Source organism: Thermoactinomyces sp. CICC 10735 (assembly GCF_016055175.1).
In the GTDB taxonomy this organism is placed as follows: Bacteria; Bacillota; Bacilli; order Thermoactinomycetales; family Thermoactinomycetaceae; genus Thermoactinomyces; species Thermoactinomyces vulgaris.
The window spans coordinates 107,482-128,227 of record NZ_JAECVT010000001.1; the positions used below are offsets into that span (position 1 = coordinate 107,482).

At 48.5% G+C, this 20,746-nt stretch carries 18 protein-coding genes and 1 riboswitch; of the genes, 14 read left to right on the plus strand and 4 right to left on the minus strand.

All coding sequences use genetic code 11. From position 1 onward, the window contains the following. Positions 1-20: 20 nt before the first annotated feature. Positions 21-1,838, minus strand: a complete 1,818-nt coding sequence (typA, locus tag I8U23_RS00555; RefSeq protein WP_037993947.1) for a translational GTPase TypA — start codon at positions 1,836-1,838, stop codon at positions 21-23. A gap of 122 nt (positions 1,839-1,960) precedes the next feature. Here typA and I8U23_RS00560 point away from each other — a divergent pair, with 122 nt between their 5' ends. Together I8U23_RS00560 and I8U23_RS00565 are read left to right on the plus strand one after the other, a co-directional pair. After that, positions 1,961-3,694, plus strand: coding sequence for an ABC transporter ATP-binding protein (locus tag I8U23_RS00560; RefSeq protein ID WP_049720036.1), 1,734 nt, complete (start codon positions 1,961-1,963; stop codon positions 3,692-3,694). A 23-nt stretch (positions 3,695-3,717) separates the two neighbouring features. Next, complete coding sequence (locus tag I8U23_RS00565; protein WP_198050596.1) at positions 3,718-5,463, plus strand: ABC transporter ATP-binding protein; 1,746 nt, start codon at positions 3,718-3,720, stop codon at positions 5,461-5,463. A 1-nt stretch (position 5,464) separates the two neighbouring features. On the opposite strand, the gene I8U23_RS00570 is transcribed toward I8U23_RS00565, so the two are convergent. Beyond that, positions 5,465-5,656, minus strand: a complete 192-nt coding sequence (locus I8U23_RS00570; protein WP_037993944.1) for an H-type small acid-soluble spore protein — start codon at positions 5,654-5,656, stop codon at positions 5,465-5,467. A 158-nt stretch (positions 5,657-5,814) separates the two neighbouring features. Here I8U23_RS00570 and I8U23_RS00575 point away from each other — a divergent pair, with 158 nt between their 5' ends. The 8 genes from I8U23_RS00575 (at position 5,815) to I8U23_RS00610 (ending at position 13,401) form a co-directional block, all read left to right on the plus strand. After that, entirely contained in the window at positions 5,815-7,137 is a 1,323-nt protein-coding gene (locus I8U23_RS00575) for an anti-phage deoxyguanosine triphosphatase (RefSeq protein WP_232335423.1), read from the plus strand. A gap of 104 nt (positions 7,138-7,241) precedes the next feature. Next, the gene (locus tag I8U23_RS00580) at positions 7,242-7,613 is read left to right on the plus strand and encodes a hypothetical protein (protein WP_198050598.1); all 372 of its coding nucleotides are present in this window, start codon (positions 7,242-7,244) and stop codon (positions 7,611-7,613) included. Positions 7,614-7,741: 128 nt separating this feature from the next. Next, on the plus strand, positions 7,742-8,530 hold the full coding sequence (locus I8U23_RS00585; RefSeq protein ID WP_370526862.1) for an amino acid ABC transporter substrate-binding protein: 789 nt from the start codon (positions 7,742-7,744) through the stop codon (positions 8,528-8,530). Between the two features lie 413 nt (positions 8,531-8,943). Continuing rightward, positions 8,944-10,482, plus strand: a complete 1,539-nt coding sequence (gene zwf, locus I8U23_RS00590; RefSeq protein ID WP_198050599.1) for a glucose-6-phosphate dehydrogenase — start codon at positions 8,944-8,946, stop codon at positions 10,480-10,482. Positions 10,483-10,498: 16 nt separating this feature from the next. After that, positions 10,499-11,128, plus strand: coding sequence for a cyclase family protein (locus tag I8U23_RS00595; RefSeq protein ID WP_037993939.1), 630 nt, complete (start codon positions 10,499-10,501; stop codon positions 11,126-11,128). Positions 11,129-11,271: 143 nt separating this feature from the next. Continuing rightward, a complete protein-coding gene (locus I8U23_RS00600; protein ID WP_231564574.1) occupies positions 11,272-11,955 on the plus strand; it encodes an amino acid ABC transporter permease in 684 nt (227 codons plus the stop codon). A gap of 15 nt (positions 11,956-11,970) precedes the next feature. Then, entirely contained in the window at positions 11,971-12,714 is a 744-nt protein-coding gene (locus tag I8U23_RS00605) for an amino acid ABC transporter ATP-binding protein (protein WP_037993933.1), read from the plus strand. A gap of 75 nt (positions 12,715-12,789) precedes the next feature. After that, positions 12,790-13,401 carry a class I SAM-dependent methyltransferase gene (locus I8U23_RS00610; protein WP_198050600.1) on the plus strand — a complete coding sequence of 204 codons (612 nt, stop codon included), beginning with the start codon at positions 12,790-12,792 and terminating at the stop codon, positions 13,399-13,401. 61 nt (positions 13,402-13,462) lie between these two features. On the opposite strand, the gene I8U23_RS00615 is transcribed toward I8U23_RS00610, so the two are convergent. Continuing rightward, positions 13,463-14,266: a YqhG family protein gene (locus tag I8U23_RS00615; RefSeq protein ID WP_037993930.1), complete on the minus strand. Its 804-nt coding sequence runs from the start codon at positions 14,264-14,266 to the stop codon at positions 13,463-13,465. After that, on the minus strand, positions 14,247-15,974 hold the full coding sequence (locus I8U23_RS00620) for a DEAD/DEAH box helicase (protein ID WP_037993928.1): 1,728 nt from the start codon (positions 15,972-15,974) through the stop codon (positions 14,247-14,249). The genes I8U23_RS00615 and I8U23_RS00620 overlap by 20 nt, the downstream gene beginning before the upstream one ends. Positions 15,975-16,139: 165 nt before the next feature. Beyond that, positions 16,140-16,232, plus strand: a riboswitch (glycine riboswitch). 162 nt (positions 16,233-16,394) lie between these two features. On the opposite strand from I8U23_RS00620, the gene gcvT reads away from it, so the two are divergent. The 4 genes from gcvT to I8U23_RS00640 all read left to right on the plus strand — a co-directional run bounded on the left by gcvT (position 16,395) and on the right by I8U23_RS00640 (position 20,660). Beyond that, a complete protein-coding gene (gene gcvT / locus I8U23_RS00625; protein ID WP_037993926.1) occupies positions 16,395-17,492 on the plus strand; it encodes a glycine cleavage system aminomethyltransferase GcvT in 1,098 nt (365 codons plus the stop codon). Positions 17,493-17,514: 22 nt separating this feature from the next. Then, positions 17,515-18,864, plus strand: a complete 1,350-nt coding sequence (gene gcvPA, locus I8U23_RS00630) for an aminomethyl-transferring glycine dehydrogenase subunit GcvPA (protein WP_049719922.1) — start codon at positions 17,515-17,517, stop codon at positions 18,862-18,864. Further along, a complete protein-coding gene (gene gcvPB / locus I8U23_RS00635) occupies positions 18,861-20,321 on the plus strand; it encodes an aminomethyl-transferring glycine dehydrogenase subunit GcvPB (protein ID WP_049719923.1) in 1,461 nt (486 codons plus the stop codon). Before gcvPA ends, gcvPB begins: the two co-directional genes overlap by 4 nt. Before the next feature lie 183 nt (positions 20,322-20,504). Further along, positions 20,505-20,660: a hypothetical protein gene (locus tag I8U23_RS00640; protein WP_156097710.1), complete on the plus strand. Its 156-nt coding sequence runs from the start codon at positions 20,505-20,507 to the stop codon at positions 20,658-20,660. Positions 20,661-20,746: the final 86 nt, after the last annotated feature.

Here is a 20,746-nt window from a genome sequence, read left to right on the forward strand (position 1 = left end):
CGGACAGTTATGGTCCGGATTCATTTCTTGTGTTTGCGGGCCCGGTCCCGTTCGTTTTTCTTCAATAATTTTTTGCGCAAGCGGAATGTTTTGGGAGTGATCTCCAAAAGTTCATCCTCTTTCATGATTTCAAGTGCATCATCGATGGAGAGTTGGCGCGGCGTGTCCAGACGGAGCGCTTCTTCCGCGGTGGCGCGCCGGATGCTGGTCAAATGTTTTTTCTTGCATACATTGACTTCCAGATCTGTTTCGCGGATATGTTGCCCCACAACCATTCCTTCATAAACTTCCGTGCCGGGAGTGATGTAAAGCTGTCCGCGTTCCTGGGCGGCATGAAGGGCATAGGTGGTGGCTGTTCCCGATTCCCAGGCGATCAGGGAGCCGTGATCATATGCCTCGATGTCTCCGGCATAAGGTTCATAACCATGAAACATCGTATTGATCATCGCTTCCCCGTGCGTCGCCGTTAAAAGTTGCAACCGGAAGCCGAGCAGTCCCCGTGACGGGACTTTGTATGTGAAACGGATGTTTCTGCTGTCCAACACCACCATATCCTGCAATTGTCCTTTTCGTTTACCGAGCAATTCCACGACGGCTCCTTGTTGCTCCGAGCTGGTTTCAATTTCTACGATCTCATAAGGTTCCAGCTTGATTCCGTTCTCTTCTTTCAGGATCACTTCCGGCTTGCTCACTTGGAATTCATAACCTTCCCGGCGCATGTTTTCGATCAAAATGCTTAAATGAAGTTCACCTCTGCCGGATACCAGGAAGTGATCCGCCGAATCCGTCTCTTCAACACGTAATGCCACATCTCTTTCCGTTTCACGCATCAGGCGCTCACGAATTTTTCGCGATGTGAGAAATTCACCGTCTTGTCCGGCGAAGGGACTGGTGTTGATCCCGATCATCATGCGCAAAGTGGGTTCCTCCACTTTGATGGGGGAAAGCGGTTCCGGATGATCCGGATCGGTGAGCGTGTCCCCGATTCCGACTTCACCAAGGCCGGTGATGGCAATGATGTCTCCGGCACTGGCCCGTTGGACTTCCATGCGGTTTAATCCTTGGTGTGTGAAAACTTGTCCTGCTTTCACGGTGCGTTTTTCGCCGTTTTGCGGAAGCAAGGCAAGGGTTTGGTTCTTTTGTATGGTTCCCCGGTTTAAGCGGCCGATGACAATCTGCCCTTTGTAATCGTCATAATCCAGCAAAGTGGCTTGTATCTGTGCAGGCCCGTCCGGATCGGCCACAGGAGCCGGAAGTTGCTCGATGATGGTGTCCAGAAGCGGCTCCATGGTCGGTTTCAGTTCCTCCGGAGAAAAACCGGAGGAACCGGTCAGGCCGCTCGCGTACACAATGGGGAAATCACATTGTTCTTCCGAGGCCCCCAAGTCGATAAACAGGTCAAATGTCTGGTTGATCACTTCTTCCGGTCGGGCGCTTGGACGATCGATTTTATTGACGACCACAATGGCTTTGTGTCCGCGTTCCAGCGCTTTTTTCAACACAAACTTGGTTTGCGGCATGGGTCCTTCAGTGGCATCCACAAGCAGCAGAACGCCGTCGACCATATTCATCACCCGTTCCACTTCTCCACCGAAGTCGGCGTGGCCGGGGGTGTCGACAATATTGATTTTGATGTCTTTATAATGAATGGCTGTATTTTTAGACAAGATGGTGATTCCGCGTTCCCGTTCCAAGTCGTTGGAGTCCATGACCCGTTCTTCGACTTGTTCGTTTTCCCGGAAGATATGGCTTTGTCTTAACATGGCATCCACAAGCGTTGTTTTTCCATGATCCACATGAGCAATGATCGCGATGTTTCGAATGTTTTCCGGTTTCATTCTGTTGTGGGGTCACACGGACCCCAACCCCCTTTTCCTTTAACTTGAAAAATATTTACAAACGAAATCGTATCACAGGATATGATTTCGCGCCAGCAGGATGATGGAGGGTGTGGAGAGGATTGGATCGGTATCAATACTTGAAATGGTTTTTTCTAAGGGAAAAAAAGAGCTATTTGCTGGGAATTGTCGCACTGCTTTTGATTGCGTTGATACAATTATTCCCGCCATATGCCGTGAAGGAAGTCGTGGACTTGATGGCAAGCCGCACACTGACTGTCCGGGATTTGTGGTTTTGGACGGGATTGTGCCTTCTGGCCGCGCTCATCCGGTATGTGCTCGGATATGTATGGCGGATCGCGTTGTATGGCGCGGCAAACCGGCTGGGGAAATGGCTCCGGAATCAAATTTTTGTCCATTACACCCGGATGTCGCCGTCGTTTTTTCACCGGTGGCGAACAGGGGATTTGATGGCCCATGCCACCAATGATATTCAAGCCATTGTCGCAACCGCCGGGGATGGGGTTTTAACACTGGTTGATTCATTGATCACCGGCGGACTGGTGGTCTTGACGATGTTTTTCTTTATTGATGAGTCGTTGACGGTAGTGGCGTTATTGCCGATGCCGGTGATTGCCTGGACGACACGGAAATACGGGAAAATGATGAACCGCCGGTTCCGGGACGCGCAGGAGGCCTTTTCAAGGATGAATGGCAAGGCGCAGGAAAACATTTCCGGTGTGCGGATGGTCAAAGCGTTTGGCATGGAGGAAGCGGAGAAAGAAGCGTTCAGCCGGATTACCGGTGAAGTGGCAGACAAAAACATCGCTGTGGCGAGAGTGCATGCTTTGTTTGATCCGACCATCATGTTGTCCACAGGTTTTTCTTTTTTGTTCAGTATAGCTTACGGGTCTTATCTGGTTGCCGGAGAAAGCCTCACGATCGGCCAGCTCACTCAATTCACCATCTATCTGGGGCAATTGGTCTGGCCGATGCTGGCTTTTGGCTTTCTCATCAATATGGTGGAGCGGGGAAGAGCTTCTTATGACCGTGTGATAAAGCTTTTGGAGGAAGAATCGGATGTAAAAGACGGACCGGAGCCCGAGCGGGAGATTCCGGACGGAGACATCATCATCCGGGTAAACCGGTTCCATTATCCCAGACAAAAAACGCCGGCTTTAAAAGATATTCATCTTTCCATCGGCTGCGGGCAAACGATCGGAATCACAGGGAAGACCGGGAGCGGGAAAACCACCCTCATCCGGTTGTTGTTGCGGGAATTTGATGTGACCGATGGGGAAATCTTGTTTGGTTCCTTCCCGGTCGAGCGGGTGTCGCCGGCATCGCTGAGGAAAAAAATGGGTTATGTTCCGCAAGAACATATTTTGTTTACCGGAACCGTTTATGAAAATATTGCTTTTGCCAAACCGGACGCGAAGCCGGAGGAAGTGGAAAAGGCGGCCAAAATCGCGTCCATTCATCAGGATGTTTTGAATTTTCCCGATGGTTATGAAACGATCGTCGGCGAACGGGGCGTTGCTTTGTCAGGGGGGCAAAAACAGCGGATTTCCCTGGCCCGGGCACTGATCACCGACCCGGATGTCTTGATTTTGGATGACGCTTTGTCAGCTGTGGATGCACGGACGGAATACAACATCTTGAAACAGCTTGCCGAAAACCGGAAGAACAAAACCACGTTGATCATTGCCCATCGGATCAGTGCGATCGAATCCGCCGATTGGATTATCGTGTTGGATCAGGGGCAAATCATCGAACGGGGAGATCACACGTCTTTGATGAGAAAAAACGGTTGGTACCGGCATATGTACGAGCGGCAACAACTGGAATTGTGGTGAATGTGGGGAGGAATGAATGGATTGTGGTGTTCCAACGCCTTTTGCGATATTTGAAACCTTATCAAAAGCGGTTTTGGCTGGCATTTGCGGCCTTGTTGGCCGGGTCGGGCGCCGAAGTGACCGTGCCGCTTCTGGTCAGCCATTATCTTAACGAATACCTGGTTCCCGGGCGGTTTGACCTTGCCGTCTTAAGTGTTTACGGATTGGGAATCCTTGTCTTGCAAAGTGTTGCGGCAGGACTCAACTACTACCAGATGCTTTCTTTTCATACTGTGGCACAATGGGTGGTAAGATCGTTGCGTGAGGATGTGTTTTTGCATGTCCAGCGATTGGGGCTCCGGTTTTTTGATCAGGTGCCGGGAGGGTCTCTGGTTTCCCGGATCACCAATGACACGGAGGCCGTGAAAGATTTTTATGTGCATGTTTTGTCTTCTTTTTTGCAAAACACGGTGTTTATTCTTTTTGTTTTTGCCGGGATGTTCTGGCTCGATGTCACCTTGGCTTCATGGTTGATGATCGTGCTTCCCGTTGTTTTTTGGCTGATGAAAAAATATCGTGATTTCAGTTTGCCGGCTTACCGCGATTCAAGACATCAGCTGAGCCGGATGAATGCCAAATTGAATGATTCCATCACGGGGATGAACATCATCCAGGCTTTTTTGCAAGAGCGGCGTTTTATCAAGGAATTTTCCCGGGTCAATGATTTGCATTACCGGTCCGGAATGAGAAACATCCGGTTCTTCGCTTTGATGTTGCGGCCCGCGACACAGTTTTTGTCCATCGCCGCAACGGTTGCCGTGTTGTTGTATTTCGGCTTTGTCTCCCGGGACGGAGCGGTTCAATTGGGGATCTTATATGGATTCCTTAATTTGATTGAAAGAATCTTCGAACCGGTCAATGAAATCATGATGCGTTTGTCCCCTTTGCAGCAATCGCTCACGGCGGCGGAAAGAGTTTTTGAATTGATGGATCAGAAAGAATTTGCCCCGGGAAAAGAGGGGGATCACTCACCCGAAATCAAAAAAGGGCACATCCGGTTTGAAAATGTTTCCTTCTCTTACGATGGAAAGACGGATGTGCTGAAAAATATCACTTTTGAAGTCAAACCCGGGCAAACCGTCGCGTTGGTGGGGCATACGGGAAGCGGAAAAAGTTCGATCATTCATTTGCTGATGCGTTTTTATCCGGTGAAACGCGGAGAGATTTTTATTGACGGGGTGCCGCTTCGCTTTTATGACAACGGGGAATTGCGCCAAAAGATCGGTTTGGTGATGCAGGAGCCGTTTTTGTTTGCGGGGGATGTGACCGGCAACATCCGCCTGCATCATCCGATGAATGAAGAGCAAGTGAAAAAAGCTGCCCGGTTTGTCCAAGCGGATGCCTTTATTGAAAAATTGCCACGGGCCTGGGAAGAGCCGGTTGTCGAGCGGGGAGCCACTCTGTCCGGCGGACAGCGGCAGTTGATTTCTTTTGCCCGTACCATGGCGATCGAACCGAAAATCCTGTTGCTGGATGAAGCCACCGCCCATGTGGATACTGAGACGGAAGAAGCGATTCAAACGGCGCTGAAAAATATGCGCCGGGACCGGACGACACTGGTCATTGCGCACCGGTTGTCGACCGTCCAGGACGCGGATTTGATTTTGGTTTTACATCAGGGGGAAATTGTGGAGCGGGGAACACATCAGGAATTAATGGCAAGGAAGGGGTTATACCGGAAAATGTACCGCTTGCAGAAGGGAGGCTCCTCTTTCTTACGGCCACGGTAGATCAGTGCACTTCTTTTTTCTCTTCCAGATCCCAAACCGGGATCTTTTTTACATCATCGGGATTGGTTTCGGAATGAACCTGTGCTTTTTCAGCGCTTTCGTCCACCATGTCAATCCAGACCGGTTCTCCTTGGTACAAGACCGTGATTTTCTCCGGTGATTGCAAAATCTGTTTTGCGCGTTCGATTTCCATGTCCATCGCTCCTTTTTTAAGGTTCTGCTTTTATCATGTTTGGAAAAATGGAAAACTATACAAAAAGAAAATTGATGACGCGCGAAGGGATTTGGCAAAAAACCAAGAAATGTTAAAAGCGTTTGTAAAGAAAGAACGGATGGATAAGGGTGGAGCGTATGTTGATTGTTCGTCCGAAAGAAAACCAATTGTATCTGCCTGAAGACATGGAGCGGCGGAAAGCTTCCGGCCCAAGAAATTTCAAAGATGTACGGGATGATTTTGAGAAAGATTACGGACGGATTGTGCACAGTGCGGCGTTTCGCCGTCTTCAGTCCAAAACCCAGGTGTTTTGGCAAAGTGCAGGGGATTTTCACCGGACCCGTTTGACGCATTCCATGGAAGTCGCCCAAATCGCCCGGGGCATAGGCATTTATCTGAACAAGCACTCCCCTTTTTTTTCGGAAAATCAGGCGCTGGATATTTCATTGTTGGAAGCGGCGGCATTGGCCCATGATTTGGGACATCCCCCCTTCGGCCATCGCGGGGAAGAAGTGTTGCATGAATGTATGTCGGACTATGGCGGGTTTGAAGGCAATGCGCAGACATTCCGGATTTTAACGAGGCTGGAAGGGGAATCGCATGCCGGCGGATTAAATTTGACACGCGCGTTGCTGTTGTCCGTGATGAAATACCCGATCTTTCTGGATACCGCCATGAAGCAAAAACGGGATCGGGATGAGCCGTCTCTTCCACCGAAAGCCAGCATGTTTCGCTGTGATCAGGAAGCGTTTGAATGGGTTGTGTCGTCCCTGAGCGAAGAAGAAAAGGCTTATCTGATGAAGACCGGAGATGCCAACCGCCGCCTGACCGTTCATCAAACGCTGGAGTGCTCGATCATCGACTTGGCGGATGATATAGCTTACGGCACGCACGATGCAGAAGATGCCGTTCATCTGGGATTTATCCGGTTGGCACAGTTGAAAGAGCTGTTGATGCCTTTTGGTGAAAACCCTGTTTATCAAGAGTTGCAAAAAGCATGTATGATTCTGGACCGGACGGATCCGGAAGATCCCCAGTTGAAATACCGGTTAAAAAAAGTGTTTTCCGGATTGATTTCCACGCTGATCACCCACGTCAAAGTGAAAAAGAACGATCTGAATGTCCGGTCGCCGCGATTGAAATATTCGGTGATGTTGCCGGATGATTTGCGGGATTTGTTGGACCGGTTAAAAGAATTGGTATCCGAGAAGGTGATTCTCTCCCAACGGGTTCAAACCATTGCATGGAAGGGGCAACAAATCATCCGTTCTTTGTTTCAGGCATTATTGTCGGAAGAGCGGTTGTTGACCGAACATGACCGGATGCTGTTAAACCAGGCTTCCACGGAAGCAGAGCGGGCTCGCGTAATCTGTGATTATATTGCCGGAATGACAGATTCGTTTGCGATGCGGATGTATGGCCGGTTGTACGGGTTGAGTCGCAATTTTTTTGATTTTTGATCATCCGTCATTGCAGGATGGTGAAAATTGGTGATATAGTAGACGTGATTTTGTCTGGCTGTCCAGGCTCTTCAACGGTTTCTGCAAGAAACAGGGGTGGTGACATGATCTTTAACGTGAAACCGTGCTCCCGTGAATGCAATCCATCCAATGAATTGGGAGAAATTTTGATCGGCATTGATGAGAGTGTCCGCCAGTTGAATGAAGTTTCGGAGTTGCACCGGAAAACGGCACAAATACGCAAGGTTCAACGGAAAGTGGAATGGATGTTGGACCAAGTTCAAAAAAGAGAATGGGAAGGCATTCATCCCCAATTGGAAGAGTTGGTGTATTACTTGGAACTATGTTGTTTCAGCTGGCTGAACATGACGGGTGAATCCTTCCAAACTTACTTGGAAGAAGTGAATCAGCGGTACCGCAAGTTGCTGTGGAGACTGATGACGTTTCACCGGCAACAGAAGAAAAACGATGATTGACAGGAAAATTTTATGTTGTTTCGTTGTATAATCACTCCTTGACAAGGGGATCGATAGTAAGTAGCATAAAATTGCTTTATCCGTTAAAATAGATCGAAAAACTTGTGTTTTGATAGGAGAGACGCTCTGTGAAGTGGTTCAGACATGGTTTGGTTTACTTGCTTGGATTGATGGTTCTTGTGCAACTGACCGGGTGCAGTGTGCAAACCGACAGGGACATGCTGAGTCAGATTAAAGAGAGGGGATCCATCCGGATAGGAACGGAAGGGACTTATAAGCCTTTTAGTTTTCATGATCCTAAAACCAATCAGTTAACCGGTTTTGATGTGGAAGTGGCACAGGAAGTGGCCCAAAGGCTCGGTGTGAAAGCGGAATTTGTGGAAATTCCGTGGGACGGGCTGTTGACCAGTCTGCAAACCGGAAAAATCGATATGGTGGCCAACCAAGTGGGGATTAAACCCGAGCGGCAGGAGAAATTTGATTTCAGCAAACCGTATACCGTTTCATATGCACAGCTGGTGGTGCATCAGGATAATCAAACCATCCGCACGATTGAAGATATCAAAGGAAAAAAAGCCGGGCAAACCCCGACAAGCAACTATGGAAAGATGGCGGAAGAGCATGGCGCTCAAATCGTGGCTTATGAAGATATGATGGGGGCGATGCAGGATGTGGCCGCCAAGCGCATCGATCTCTCCCTCAATGATAAACTGGCGATTGCGGAAATGTTGAAAACGAATGATCTGCCATTGAAAGTCATTGACATCCAAAGTGACCGGGCCGAATCGGCATTCCCGGTGCAAAAAGGCAATGAAGAATTGGTAAAGGCCATCAACAAATCTTTGGATGAAATGGAAAAAGACGGAACGCTGGCGAAAATATCCGAAAAATGGTTTGGCACCGATGTGACCAAATAATGAGAAGAAAGCCCTTTCCTGACAAAGGAAAGGGCTTTTTGTGAAGCGAAACGCCGTCCCGGCAGAAAAAGGGAAACAGGATTATTAAAAAGAGTCAAATGAAGAAAAATTTAAATGAAAAAAGAAAAAACACGCGCATCATGGATCGTACAGGACGGTTGCATTCAGGGGGACATGCAAGGGAGGTGAAGGATGACGGGGTGAAAACAGGAAAGAAGGATTCTTTTATATATTTTTTCTGTAATCAAAAAAACAAGGAGAAAGAATGTTGAGAATTATATGCTTTTCGTTCTTTGAATCCATTGGTTGATGACATTTGTTAGAATTTAAGATACGTGTTTCAGAATGACTTGATCACATGAAACACATATTAAGGATGAATGTTGGTTTCTGGTTGAAAGGAAGGGAGTAGAATGACTTCAAATAGATCTGTCGGTTCTTTTTCTTTGGTGATTTTCGGAGCGACGGGTGATTTGGCGAAACGGAAATTGTTTCCGGCATTATTCAGCTTATATAAAAGAGAGCAATTGCCGGAGGACTTTCAGGTGATCGGAATCGGCCGTTCGATCCGAAACGTCGGGGATTTTCACCAAGCGGTAAAAGATTCGGTTCATTCGTTTGGAAGAATCAAAGCCGAAAATGAAGAGGAATGGTCCCGTTTTATAAGGCACTTCCAATTTGTCACTTCCAGTGTCGACGATCCGGCTGGCTATCAACAAATGAAGGCATTGATTGATGAAAAGGAAAAAGCTTGGCAAGGGGCCGGAAATGGAAATCGCTTGTTCTATCTGGCGATTGCACCGGATTTATACGGTACGGTTTCCTCTCATTTGAAGGAATCCGGATTGACCCGGACCAACGGATGGAAACGAATCATCATCGAAAAGCCGATCGGGCACGATTATGAATCGGCAAAACAGTTGAATGAGCAGATCAAAAAAGCCTTTACCGAAGAGGAAATTTACCGGATTGACCATTACTTGGGCAAGGAAATGGTGCAAAACATCGAAGTGTTGCGGTTTGCCAATTCTTTGTTTGAACCGATCTGGAATCATCAATACATTGAATCCGTACAAATCACGGCCAGTGAAACGGTGGGCGTTGAGCAGCGGGCCGGTTATTACGATCAAGCCGGTGCGTTGAGGGACATGGTGCAAAATCATATGCTGCAGATGCTGATGATGGTCTGCATGGAACCGCCCAGCCGGTTGAAAACGGAAGCGATTCATGATGAGAAAATCAAAGTGTTGCGCTCGCTCAGACGTTACGATCAAGAGGAAGTGGGAAAATATTTTGTGCGGGCTCAATACCAAGAAGGGGTCATGGGGGAAAAACCGGTGCCCGCGTACCGGGATGAAAAAGACATCGATCCCCGTTCCATGACGGAAACATTTGTCGCTGCCAAACTTTTTGTGGATAATTTACGTTGGGCCGGTGTTCCTTTTTATATCCGGACCGGCAAGCGCATGACGGAAAAAGTGACGCAAATTGTGATTCAATTTAAGGAAATGCCCCGGATTTATTTCAACAGGCAAAATAATTTGCGTCCCAATCTGCTTGTCATCAGCATCCATCCCGAAGAAAGCGTCAAATTGGTGCTAAACGCCAAAAAAGCCGGATCCGACCATCAAATTGTGCCCGTTGCATTGGATTTTTGCCATAACTGTGAACAGCGTACGCCGGAAGCATACGAATCATTGATCTATGATGCGATTGTCGGGGATCAGACCTTCTTTACGCATTGGGAAGAAGTGGCGCTGTCATGGAAGTTTATTGATCCGGTGCATCAAGCCTGGACACAGGAACAAGATTCCCTCCATTTTTACAAAAGTGGGACCTGGGGCCCGCAAGCAGCGCATGATTTGTTGGCGGAAGAAGGACACCATTGGTGGCCGCCCATCCTTCAAAACGATCCTCAGGTGGTCACGGCCGATGAATTGAAAACTACATAACAAGGGAGAGTGTGCCATGAAAATTTATGATGTTTCCATGCCGATTGTACCGGACATGCCTGTTTACAAAAACAAAGAAACGAAGAAGCCGTTGATCCAAGTCGTGCAGGATTTTGACACGGCCGCAGCCAGAGAATCAAAAATCACGATGGATGTGCACTGTGGCACCCATGTCGATTCGCCGCTTCACATGCTTCCGGATGGAGGAACGATGGAAACCGTTCCCCTGGAACATTTGGTCGGTAAAGCAAGGGTGTTGGATTTTTCCGATGTGGAAGGAGCTATCGGCAAAGAGGATCTCGAAGCCAAAGACATCCAGCCCGGCGAGTTTTTGTTGCTGAAAACCAAAAACTCCGGGAAAGACGAATTTGATTTTGAATTTGTTTATTTAAAAGAAGATGGAGCCAAGTTTCTGGCAGAGAAGAAAGTAAGAGGCGTGGGGATTGATGCGCTCGGGATCGAACGTTCGCAACCGGGGCATCCCACTCACAAATCTTTGTTTCAAGCCGGTGTGATCATCATGGAAGGATTGCGGTTGAAAGAAGTACCGGAAGGAACTTATTTTATGGTGGCTCTGCCGATTAAATTGATGGAAACGGAAGCCGCTCCGGCGCGGGTGATCCTGATGGAAGGGATTCAGGCATAATGAAAGGGAAAGAGGCGACTTCGTGTCGCCTTTTTTGCTTTGACATGGAGTCAGGGGCTGATTATGATAGAAACATCCACCTTTAAATAAAAGTAAATTGATAGACTTATAATATATTTGCGATGGAGTGTAAAAAAATGGATGTGTTAACGCAAATTCGCTGGGAACAATTATTTGACCTTGAATTGGCGGTCGAAAGCGCGCCTTACATTTTGGAAGGGTTGGCAGCCACGATCTGGATGAGCCTGGTGTCCATGGCAATCGGGCTTTTGCTCGGCTTAATCACCGCCGTCGGCCGCATGTCCAAAAACTTTTTGTTTCAGTGGATCGCCCGCGCCTACATCTCCATTATCCGCGGGACGCCTTTGTTGGTGCAATTATTTATTTTGTACTTCGGTCTGCCGGTGATCGGCATCAAGTTAACGGCCACGCTGGCAGGGATCATTGGTTTGTCCCTCAATGTCGGGGGATACTCCGCGGAAACGATCCGGGGATCTATCCTTTCCATTCCCAAAGGCCAGTGGGAAGCCGCATCCTCCCTCAACATGACTTATTGGCAAACGATGCGTCGGGTGATTATTCCGCAGGCGGCCCGTGTGGCTCTCCCGTCTTTGGCGAACACTTTTTTAAGTTTGGTGAAGGATACTTCTTTGTTGGCGATGATCACGGTGAATGAAATGTTTTATCATGCCAAAATCGTCGGTGCCCGTGCTTTTGATTACATGACGGTGTACATTTTGGTCGCATTTTTCTATTGGGTGATTTGTACATTGCTGAACATTGTCCAGGAAAAACTGGAAAAACGATATGGACGTTATGCGGCATAGAAAGGGGGAGCAACTGTGATCGGGATCAGAGATCTTTATAAATCGTTTGGCGATGTGGAAGTGTTGAAAGGGATTCATTTGGAAGTCCGCCAGGGGGAAGTGGTCTGCATCATCGGGCCGAGCGGATCGGGAAAATCGACCCTGTTGCGTTGCTTGAACCTGCTTGAAACCCCGGACCGGGGGCAACTGACCATTTCCGATGTCACGCTGTCGTTTGGAGACCGGCAAATTGCGCCGGCGGAAGTCCGGAAGTTGCGCGAAAAAACCGGGATGGTGTTTCAGGGATTTCATTTGTTTCCGCATCGCACGGTGCTGGAAAATGTGATGGAAGGGCCGGTGGTGGTCAAAAAGGAATCAAAACAAAAAGCAAGGGAAAAAGCTAAACAATTGCTTGAAAAAGTGGGGTTGTCCGACAAAAAGCATGTTTTTCCGAGCCAGCTTTCCGGGGGACAGCAACAGCGCGTGGCCATTGCCCGGGCGTTGGCGCTGGAACCGGAGGTGCTGCTCTTTGATGAACCGACTTCGGCGCTGGATCCGGAGCTGGTCGGGGAAGTGCTGAAAACGATGAAAGAGCTGGCCCGGGAGCAACAAACGATGCTGATTGTCACCCATGAGATGTCCTTTGCCCGTGACGTGGCGGACCAAATCATCTTTATGGATCACGGACAGGTGATCGAATCGGGATCGCCGGATGAAATTTTTGTCAATCCCCGGGAGGAACGCACCCGTCAATTTCTGTCCAAATTGCTGAATCCGTGACGTGGTTTCTTTTTTAAAAGAAAAGGGAATATAATAATTTCATCATTTCATTACTCACCAAAATGGGGGATGGAGATGGACTGGAATCAAGCTTATGAAACCGGCGACTTTAAAAATTGGGATTTTGGAACAGCTTCATCGGAACTGGTTGCGTTATTTGCCGTCAAAGGTTTGCCGCCTGAAGGAAAGCGTGCGGTGGACATCGGTTGCGGCGGCGGATGGGAATCGATTTTTCTGGCGAAATGCGGATTTGATGTCACCGGGGTCGACTTTTCGTCCAATGCCATTCAATTGGCGAAAAAACGGGCGGAAGACGCAAAGGTTCAAGTCGATTTCAAACAAGGAAATGCTTTGGCGCTTCCCGTTGAGGATGAATCGATTGATTTTGCCAATGACCGGGGTTGCCTGCATGTGATTCCGGAAGAAGACCGTTCCCGGTATGTAAAAGAGATTCTGCGCATTTTAAAACCGGGCGGACAACTGTTATTGCGGGGTTGCCGCGAATTGACCGATGAGCTGAAAGCAGCAGCCGGCGAAAGGGAAATTGCCATCAAACCGTTGGCAAAGGAAACGATTGAGTCGCTGTTTTCACCCGATCATTTCACCCTCGGCCCCATTCTTCCCTTGCGCCTGATGGGAGAGACCAACGGGATTCCGGGGAATATCGTGTTGATCACAAAACGTTAAAGTTACATAAGGACAAACGGAAACAGGGGGTGTGCCGGGGTTCAAGCCACACCCTGTTTTTTCATGATTCCATGTAAAACAGTCCGGCATTGATCACTTCCGCTTCGATGCGGGGATGAAATTGCCAAACCAATTCTTGTTCCCGGTTTTTCTTTTCCTTCCGGATTTCATCGTCTTGTTTCTCCTCCCCCGGATAAAAGGCATTTAATTGCTCCAGTTCCATGTTCAATCGTTCTTTCGCTTCCTTTGCCCATGTCTGGTCTTCTTCTTTCAGCTGCTCTTCCAGATAATATTCCAATTCGCCGACGGCTTCGGTCAAAGACATTCCGTGCGCGGGGAGATAGCGGTGGGGAGGCAGGCGGTTTACCCATTTTCGTTTTTTCAGACAGTCATAAAATGACTCGGCAATTTCCCCGTTCAACAGGTTGATACCAAGCGAACTCAAGCGATTCTTTTTCTGGTCACAAACATAGGAAAGCTGATAATTCACCAACAGCCAGGGAGTGTACGGCTTGGATGGCGAATGGCTAGGTTGCCAACCGGGATCCTCGTACAAACGGACAAATTTTCCGTGTTTTTGCGCGGATTGGAGCATTTTTTGGAAACGGGGGGACCCATAATGCAAAATTTCCCCCCGGATGTCAGGAGGATGGTTCTCCGGATCGAAAATAAAGCAAAGTTGGACCGGTTTGGGCGGAATGTTCATTTTTTCAACGTACATCCAATAGAAGGGGCGGTTGAGCAAATCTTTATCGGCTTCGATCGATAATTGCGTGATCAGATAAGAAGGGCCCGATTCAATGACCGGGCATTGATAAAGCTTCAGGTATTTCTCTGTCCACTCTCTAACTTGGGCTGGATCCATAAAGCAACACATCCTCTTTGTCTTTCTGATCTTTCAGGACCGCTTTTTTCGTTTCGAAAAAGGCATCTCCCCATTTGCTCAGTTGCTTGCGGACTTCCTCGTCATCTTTTGCTTCCAGCCAAACCCGCATGATGTTTTGTTCCACGTCTTTTTCCCAATCCATTTTTTCCAAAATGACTTCCAGCTCGCCGATGACGGACCGGAACAGATCGATTTTTTCATGCAGCAACCAAATGATATGCTCCTCGATGGTGTTTAAGGTGGCAAAATTATAGATATGCACATCGCTTTTTTGCCCCAACCGGTGAATCCGGCCGATTCGTTGTTCCACCCGCATGGGGTTCCAGGGCATGTCATAGTTGATCATATGGCGGCAAAATTGGAGATTGATGCCTTCGCCGCCTGCCTCCGTCGCGACAAGGACCTGGGCCCTTTTTTGGAATAGCTCCATCATCCAGTCTTTTTTATTCCGGTTAAATCCGCCGCGAAAGGGAACGGCCTGAATCCCGGCATTGAGTAATTCACGCATCAGCATTTCCTGGGTTGCGCGGTATTCCGTAAACAACACCACTTTTTCCGGGGACAGGCGGCGGATTAATTCAACGGCGGCTTTGGCTTTGGAAGAGTATTTTATGCTTCTTAAAAGCGTGATCAGATTGGAAATCTCCGGTGAAATTTCGGATTGACCTTTTGCCTCTTTTTGCAGTAGTTTAAATAAAGTATGAAACACTGCATCCCGGCTGCTGCAAATTTCTTTTTGCAAAACCAGAAGGGAAAGCGTGTTTTGCATATCGGATGATTTGTGGTATCTTTGGCGTACGAAGTTTGTCATGCCGTCATACAGAGCCCGCTCGGCAGCGGAAAGTTCGATGGAAATGGTCTGAACATGCCGTTTGGTCAACGGCAATTGTTGATCGGACCGGCGGTTTCGGATCAACACGCGTTGAATTTCCTCTTTCAGTTGGGCCTCATTTTTGGCTTTTCGTTTTCCTGCGACATAATCACTTTTGAAATCGGATTGTTTTCCCAGGTGTCCCGGTTTTAAAAGGGTCACCAGGTTATATAATTCTTGTATCTCATTTTGAATGGGCGTTGCCGTCAGCAACAGACAATATTTCTTTTGCAACTGGTTAATAAATTGCCAGTTTTTTGTGCGCCGGTTTTTCAGTTTGTGGGCTTCATCGATAATGACAAGATCATAATGTTTCTTCAATACATGTTCGCGGTGGGGATCCCGTTTGGCGGTGTCGATGGAAGCGACTAAAAAGTCATATTTGTCCCACATCCAGACTTTTTTTTGGGCCATGACCGGGATGTCAAATTTTTGATTTAATTCCCGGGTCCATTGCAATACTAAAGAAGAAGGCACCAAAACCAAAGCCCGTTTGACCAGTCCGCGAATCAGATATTCTTTGAAAATCAAACCGGCCTCAATGGTTTTTCCGAGTCCCACTTCATCCGCCAAAATGGCGCGGCCGCGCATTTCGTTGATGACGCGCCTTGCGACTTCAATTTGGTGCGGAAGCGGTTCAAACCCTTGAATTTGTTTCAGACATTGGATAGATTCAAAAGAGGGGATGATCTTTTTTTCGGTCGCTTCCACCGCCAATTGGAAGCGTTCCCATGTGGACCAGTTTTGGTCCGTTTCCGCTTGGGTCAGAAAGGATTGAAGCCACGTTCGGTCAAAACGAATCGGGGGTGAATGCATCCGTCGATCCACCTTTCTGATAGTCATTGATCCTGTTATAGTATGGTTCAAACGAAAAAAATGGATGCATAGAAAAATAAAAAACGAACTTTTTTTATAATCATATCGAAAATAATCGTGTATTATGGCAAAATGAGGGGTAGATAACCAAATATTGTTCGGCGGTTGAAGGCGGGAGGAGAGACCACATCCGTGGCGCCGAAGGAGCAAGCCTTGGAAGAAGGCGAATCTCTCAGGCAAAAGGAGGCCCGCTGGACGCACCTCTGGAGAGTGCTGGTCTTTTGGATCACAGCCACCAAAGGGGCAACTTTGCGTTCATTTCGCAAAGCAACTCTCAGGTCGTAAGGACAGAGTGTTTTTCCCGTGACAGGGGGCATTCTGTCTTTTTTTCATGACCCATGATGTAAGGAGGAACCAGACATGAGTGAGCTGAAAAAAACTCCGTTGTATGAAGTTTACAAGGATGATGCCAAGATGGTTGCTTTTGGCGGTTGGGAAATGCCTGTCCAGTTTTCCGGCATCAAACAGGAGCACGAAACGGTTCGCACCAAAGCCGGATTGTTTGATGTTTCCCATATGGGAGAAATCATGGTCAGCGGGCCGGATGCTTTGGATCTGCTGCAAAAGCTGACCACCAATGATGTTTCCAAGCTGAAAACGGGAGCCGCACAATATACCATCATGTGCAATGAGGATGGCGGAACCATTGACGATCTGTTGATTTACCGGACAGGAGAACAAACATTCATGCTGGTGGTGAATGCTTCAAATATTGATAAAGATTACGAATGGATCAAACAACATGCATCCGGACAAGTGGTTGTGGAAAACATTTCCTGGAACGTGGCGCTTCTCGCTTTGCAGGGCCCGCTGGCGGAACAGGTGCTGCAACGCTTGACGGAAACGGACTTATCAACGATTTCATTTTTTAAATTCCAACAGGAAACCGAGATTGCCGGAGTCAAAGGATGTCTGGTTTCACGAACCGGTTACACCGGGGAAGACGGTTTTGAGATCTATTTTGCCGCTGAGGATGCTCCCGGGTTGTGGAAGGCGATTCTGGAGGAAGGAAAGCCGGAAGGAGTTTTGCCTTGCGGTTTGGGAGCACGGGATACCCTGCGCTTTGAGGCCAAGCTCCCGTTATACGGGCAAGAACTGTCCGAAACGATTACCCCGGTCGAAGCGGGATTGGGCTTTGCCGTCAAACCGGATAAAGGGGAGTTCATCGGGCGGGAAGTCCTGGCTTTGCAAAAGAAGGAAGGCGCTCCCCGCAAACTGGTCGGACTGGAAATGACGGAGCGGGGAATCCCGCGCACCGGCTACCCTGTCTATCGGGGAGAAGAAAAAATCGGGGAAGTCACCACGGGAACACAGTCCCCCACGTTAAAAAAGAATATCGGGCTGGCATTGATCCGTTCGGAATATGCCAAAACCGGTGAAGAGGTTGAAGTGGAAATCCGCAAGAAAAAACTGAAAGCGAAAATCGTCAAAACCCCTTTTTATAAGCGCGAGAAGTAAAAGAGAAAGGCGGAGGTCGGATATGACAAAGTTTCGTTATTTGCCGATGACGGATCAGGATCGGAAAGAAATGTTGAAAACCATTGGAGTCGGATCGGTTGAGGAATTGTTTGCAGAGATTCCCGAAGAGGTGCGCTTTCAAGGTGAATTAAACCTTCCCGAAGCGATGAGTGAGCCGGTTTTGGTGAGGCATATGGCCCGTATGGCGGGAAAAAATGCTTCGCTGGACCAATATGTTTCTTTTTTGGGAGCCGGCGTGTATGAACACCATATTCCCAGTGTGGTGAATCATGTCATCTCGCGGTCTGAATTTTATACCGCTTATACTCCTTACCAGCCGGAAATCAGCCAAGGGGAACTGCAAGCCATTTTTGAATTCCAAACCATGATTTGTGAACTGACCGGCATGGAAGTGGCCAACTCATCCATGTATGACGGATTTACCGCCTTGTCGGAAGCAGCCAGTGTGGCAGCGGGGGCATCCCGTCAGAAAAAAATGATCGTTTCCGAAACCATCCATCCGGAGGCCGTCCAGATTCTTCAAACCAATGCCAAAGGATTCGGATGGGAGATCGTCATGGTGCCGACCAAAGACGGGGTCACCGACATCGAAGCCCTGCGGCAGCTGGCGGATGAAAAAACGGCGGCCGTCCTTGTCCAATCCCCGAATTTCTTTGGGAATATTGAAGACTTAAAGGGGATTGAAGAAATTGCCCATGCGCATAAAGGTTTGTTGATTGTCAGCACCAATCCGTTGTCTCTCGGCATTTTGAAACCGCCCGGCCATTATAAAGCGGACATTGTTGTCGGGGATGCACAGCCTTTGGGAATCCCGGCTTCCTTCGGAGGTCCCCACTGCGGGTTTTTTGCGACGACGAAAAAGTTGATGCGCAAGATTCCCGGACGGATTGTGGGACAAACCGTGGATGAGGACGGAGTGCGCGGATTTGTTCTCACCTTGCAGGCCAGGGAACAACACATCCGCCGCGACAAAGCGACATCCAATATTTGTTCCAATCAGGCGCTGATGGCCCTGGCGGCGAGTGTTTACATGTCGGCATTGGGGAAAAAAGGCATGCAGGAAGTGGCCTGGTTAAACACCAAAAAGGCTCATTACGCGCAAAAACGCCTGTCGCGAGTTCCGGGGGTTCGCCCGGTTTATCAGCAACCTTTCTTCAATGAATTTGTGATTGAACTCAGCCGCCCGGCCGGAGAAGTCAATCAAGCCCTCCTTCACCACGGAATGATCGGTGGATATGATCTTGGCAAGTTAAACCCGGCTTGGGAGAAACAGATGCTGATGGCAGTGACCGAAGTGCGGACCAAAGAAGAAATCGACCAGTTGGCAGAAAGATTGGAGGAAATCTTATGAAGAGCAAAGAGAAAGCCTTGATTTTTGAAATGAGCCGCCCGGGGCGTGTGGCATACAGTTTGCCGGAGTCCGATGTGCCCGACGTGGATGATCTGCCAGCAGAGTTGCTTCGGGAAGAACCGGCGGAACTCCCGGAAGTGTCCGAACTGGATTTGATGCGTCACTATACGGAATTGTCCAGACGCAACCATGGTGTGGACAACGGCTTTTATCCCCTGGGATCTTGCACCATGAAATATAATCCGAAAGTGCATGAGGACGTGGCCCGTTATCCCGGATTTGCCAAAATTCATCCTTATCAGCCGGAAGAAACGGTTCAAGGCGCTTTGCAACTCTTGTATGAATTGCAAAACGACTTGGCCGAGATTACCGGAATGGATGCTGTGACGTTGCAATCGGCCGCCGGAGCGCAAGGGGAATGGACCGGCTTGATGATGATTCGCGCTTACCATGAATCGCGGGGGGAAAACGGGAGAAACAAAGTGATTGTTCCGGATTCGGCACACGGAACCAACCCGGCCAGTGCTTCCGTTGCCGGATTTCAAACCATCACCATCCCTTCCAACGAAAAAGGCCTGGTGGATGTGGAAGAATTGAAAAAAGTTTTGGGGGAAGATACGGCAGCCCTGATGTTGACCAATCCCAACACCTTGGGCTTGTTTGAAGAACAGATTCAGGAGATTGCCGATTTGGTCCATGAAGCGGGCGGGTTGCTGTATTATGACGGAGCCAATGCCAATGCGATTTTGGGGATTGCCCGTCCCGGGGACATGGGATTTGACGTGGTGCACTTAAACTTGCACAAAACGTTTACAACCCCGCATGGCGGTGGCGGCCCGGGAGCCGGACCAGTCGGGGTGCGCAAGGAATTGACGCCGTTTTTGCCCACCCCGGTCGTTAAAAAGGATGACGAGGGAACTTATTATCTCGATGAAAATATTCCCGGCTCCATCGGCCGCATCAAAGGGTTTTACGGAAACTTCGGGATTTTGGTCCGTGCGTATGCCTATATCCGGACGATGGGGCCCGCCGGTTTGCGCCGGGTGTCGGAAGATGCCGTATTAAATGCCAATTATCTGATGCGCCGGCTCGAGCCTTATTTCGACCTGCCATATCCGCAACATTGTAAACATGAATTTGTCCTGTCCGGCAAAAAACAGAAGAAATTGGGGGTACGGACCCTGGATATGGCCAAACGATTGCTCGACTTCGGCATGCATCCGCCGACGATTTATTTCCCGCTGATCGTGGATGAGTGCCTGATGATCGAACCGACCGAAACGGAAAGCAAAGAAACATTGGATGCCTTTGTGGAGGTCATGATTCAGATTGCCAAAGAAGCAGAAGAAAATCCGGAGATCGTGCAAGAAGCCCCGCACCATACCGTATTGAAAAGATTGGATGAAGTGCAGGCGGCAAGAAAGCCGGTCGTACGTTGGACGAAACCGGATCAATGAACAAAATGAAAAAGCACAAACGGGGGAGTGCCCTTCGTTTGTGCTTCTTTTTTAATTTAAAAAAACAAAGATTAATAATAATTAAATTAATACCGAAATCCTGATTTTCCAGAGTCTCCGCAATTTCACGTTTATTTGTTGTAAAAAGAGGTATATAAATGGTTGGGAAGGTGAACGGGATGAATGTACCAGCACAAAGAAAATCAACAGGGTTTGGATGCAGGGACACTGGATCGATGGTTGGATCGCAAGGCGGAAAGTCGTTTCAGGCGCAAGTGGCAATCCGTTTCCCGGGGGATCTTTGGCGGTGGCGATTTGCTGAAGAGTCAAATTGGATAAACCAATCAGGTTTTGAGGACGGAAGAGCCCTTTCCAATCGGAAAGGACTGTTTTTTTTGACCGGGGTTTGCCGGTTAATTCTTTTG

What these genes read in the sequence shown, in the direction of transcription:
- gcvPA (WP_049719922.1), top strand. Translation starts at nt 17,515, where the DNA reads ATGACAAAGTTTCGTTATTTGCCGATGACGGATCAGGATCGGAAAGAA.
- gcvT (WP_037993926.1), top strand. Translation starts at nt 16,395, where the DNA reads ATGAGTGAGCTGAAAAAAACTCCGTTGTATGAAGTTTACAAGGATGAT.
- I8U23_RS00580 (WP_198050598.1), top strand. Translation starts at nt 7,242, where the DNA reads ATGATCTTTAACGTGAAACCGTGCTCCCGTGAATGCAATCCATCCAAT.
- I8U23_RS00595 (WP_037993939.1), top strand. Translation starts at nt 10,499, where the DNA reads ATGAAAATTTATGATGTTTCCATGCCGATTGTACCGGACATGCCTGTT.
- gcvPB (WP_049719923.1), top strand. Translation starts at nt 18,861, where the DNA reads ATGAAGAGCAAAGAGAAAGCCTTGATTTTTGAAATGAGCCGCCCGGGG.
- zwf (WP_198050599.1), top strand. Translation starts at nt 8,944, where the DNA reads ATGACTTCAAATAGATCTGTCGGTTCTTTTTCTTTGGTGATTTTCGGA.
- I8U23_RS00575 (WP_232335423.1), top strand. Translation starts at nt 5,815, where the DNA reads ATGTTGATTGTTCGTCCGAAAGAAAACCAATTGTATCTGCCTGAAGAC.
- I8U23_RS00615 (WP_037993930.1), bottom strand. Translation starts at nt 14,266, where the DNA reads ATGGATCCAGCCCAAGTTAGAGAGTGGACAGAGAAATACCTGAAGCTT.
- I8U23_RS00570 (WP_037993944.1), bottom strand. Translation starts at nt 5,656, where the DNA reads ATGGAAATCGAACGCGCAAAACAGATTTTGCAATCACCGGAGAAAATC.
- I8U23_RS00620 (WP_037993928.1), bottom strand. Translation starts at nt 15,974, where the DNA reads ATGCATTCACCCCCGATTCGTTTTGACCGAACGTGGCTTCAATCCTTT.
- I8U23_RS00610 (WP_198050600.1), top strand. Translation starts at nt 12,790, where the DNA reads ATGGACTGGAATCAAGCTTATGAAACCGGCGACTTTAAAAATTGGGAT.
- typA (WP_037993947.1), bottom strand. Translation starts at nt 1,838, where the DNA reads ATGAAACCGGAAAACATTCGAAACATCGCGATCATTGCTCATGTGGAT.
- I8U23_RS00640 (WP_156097710.1), top strand. Translation starts at nt 20,505, where the DNA reads ATGTACCAGCACAAAGAAAATCAACAGGGTTTGGATGCAGGGACACTG.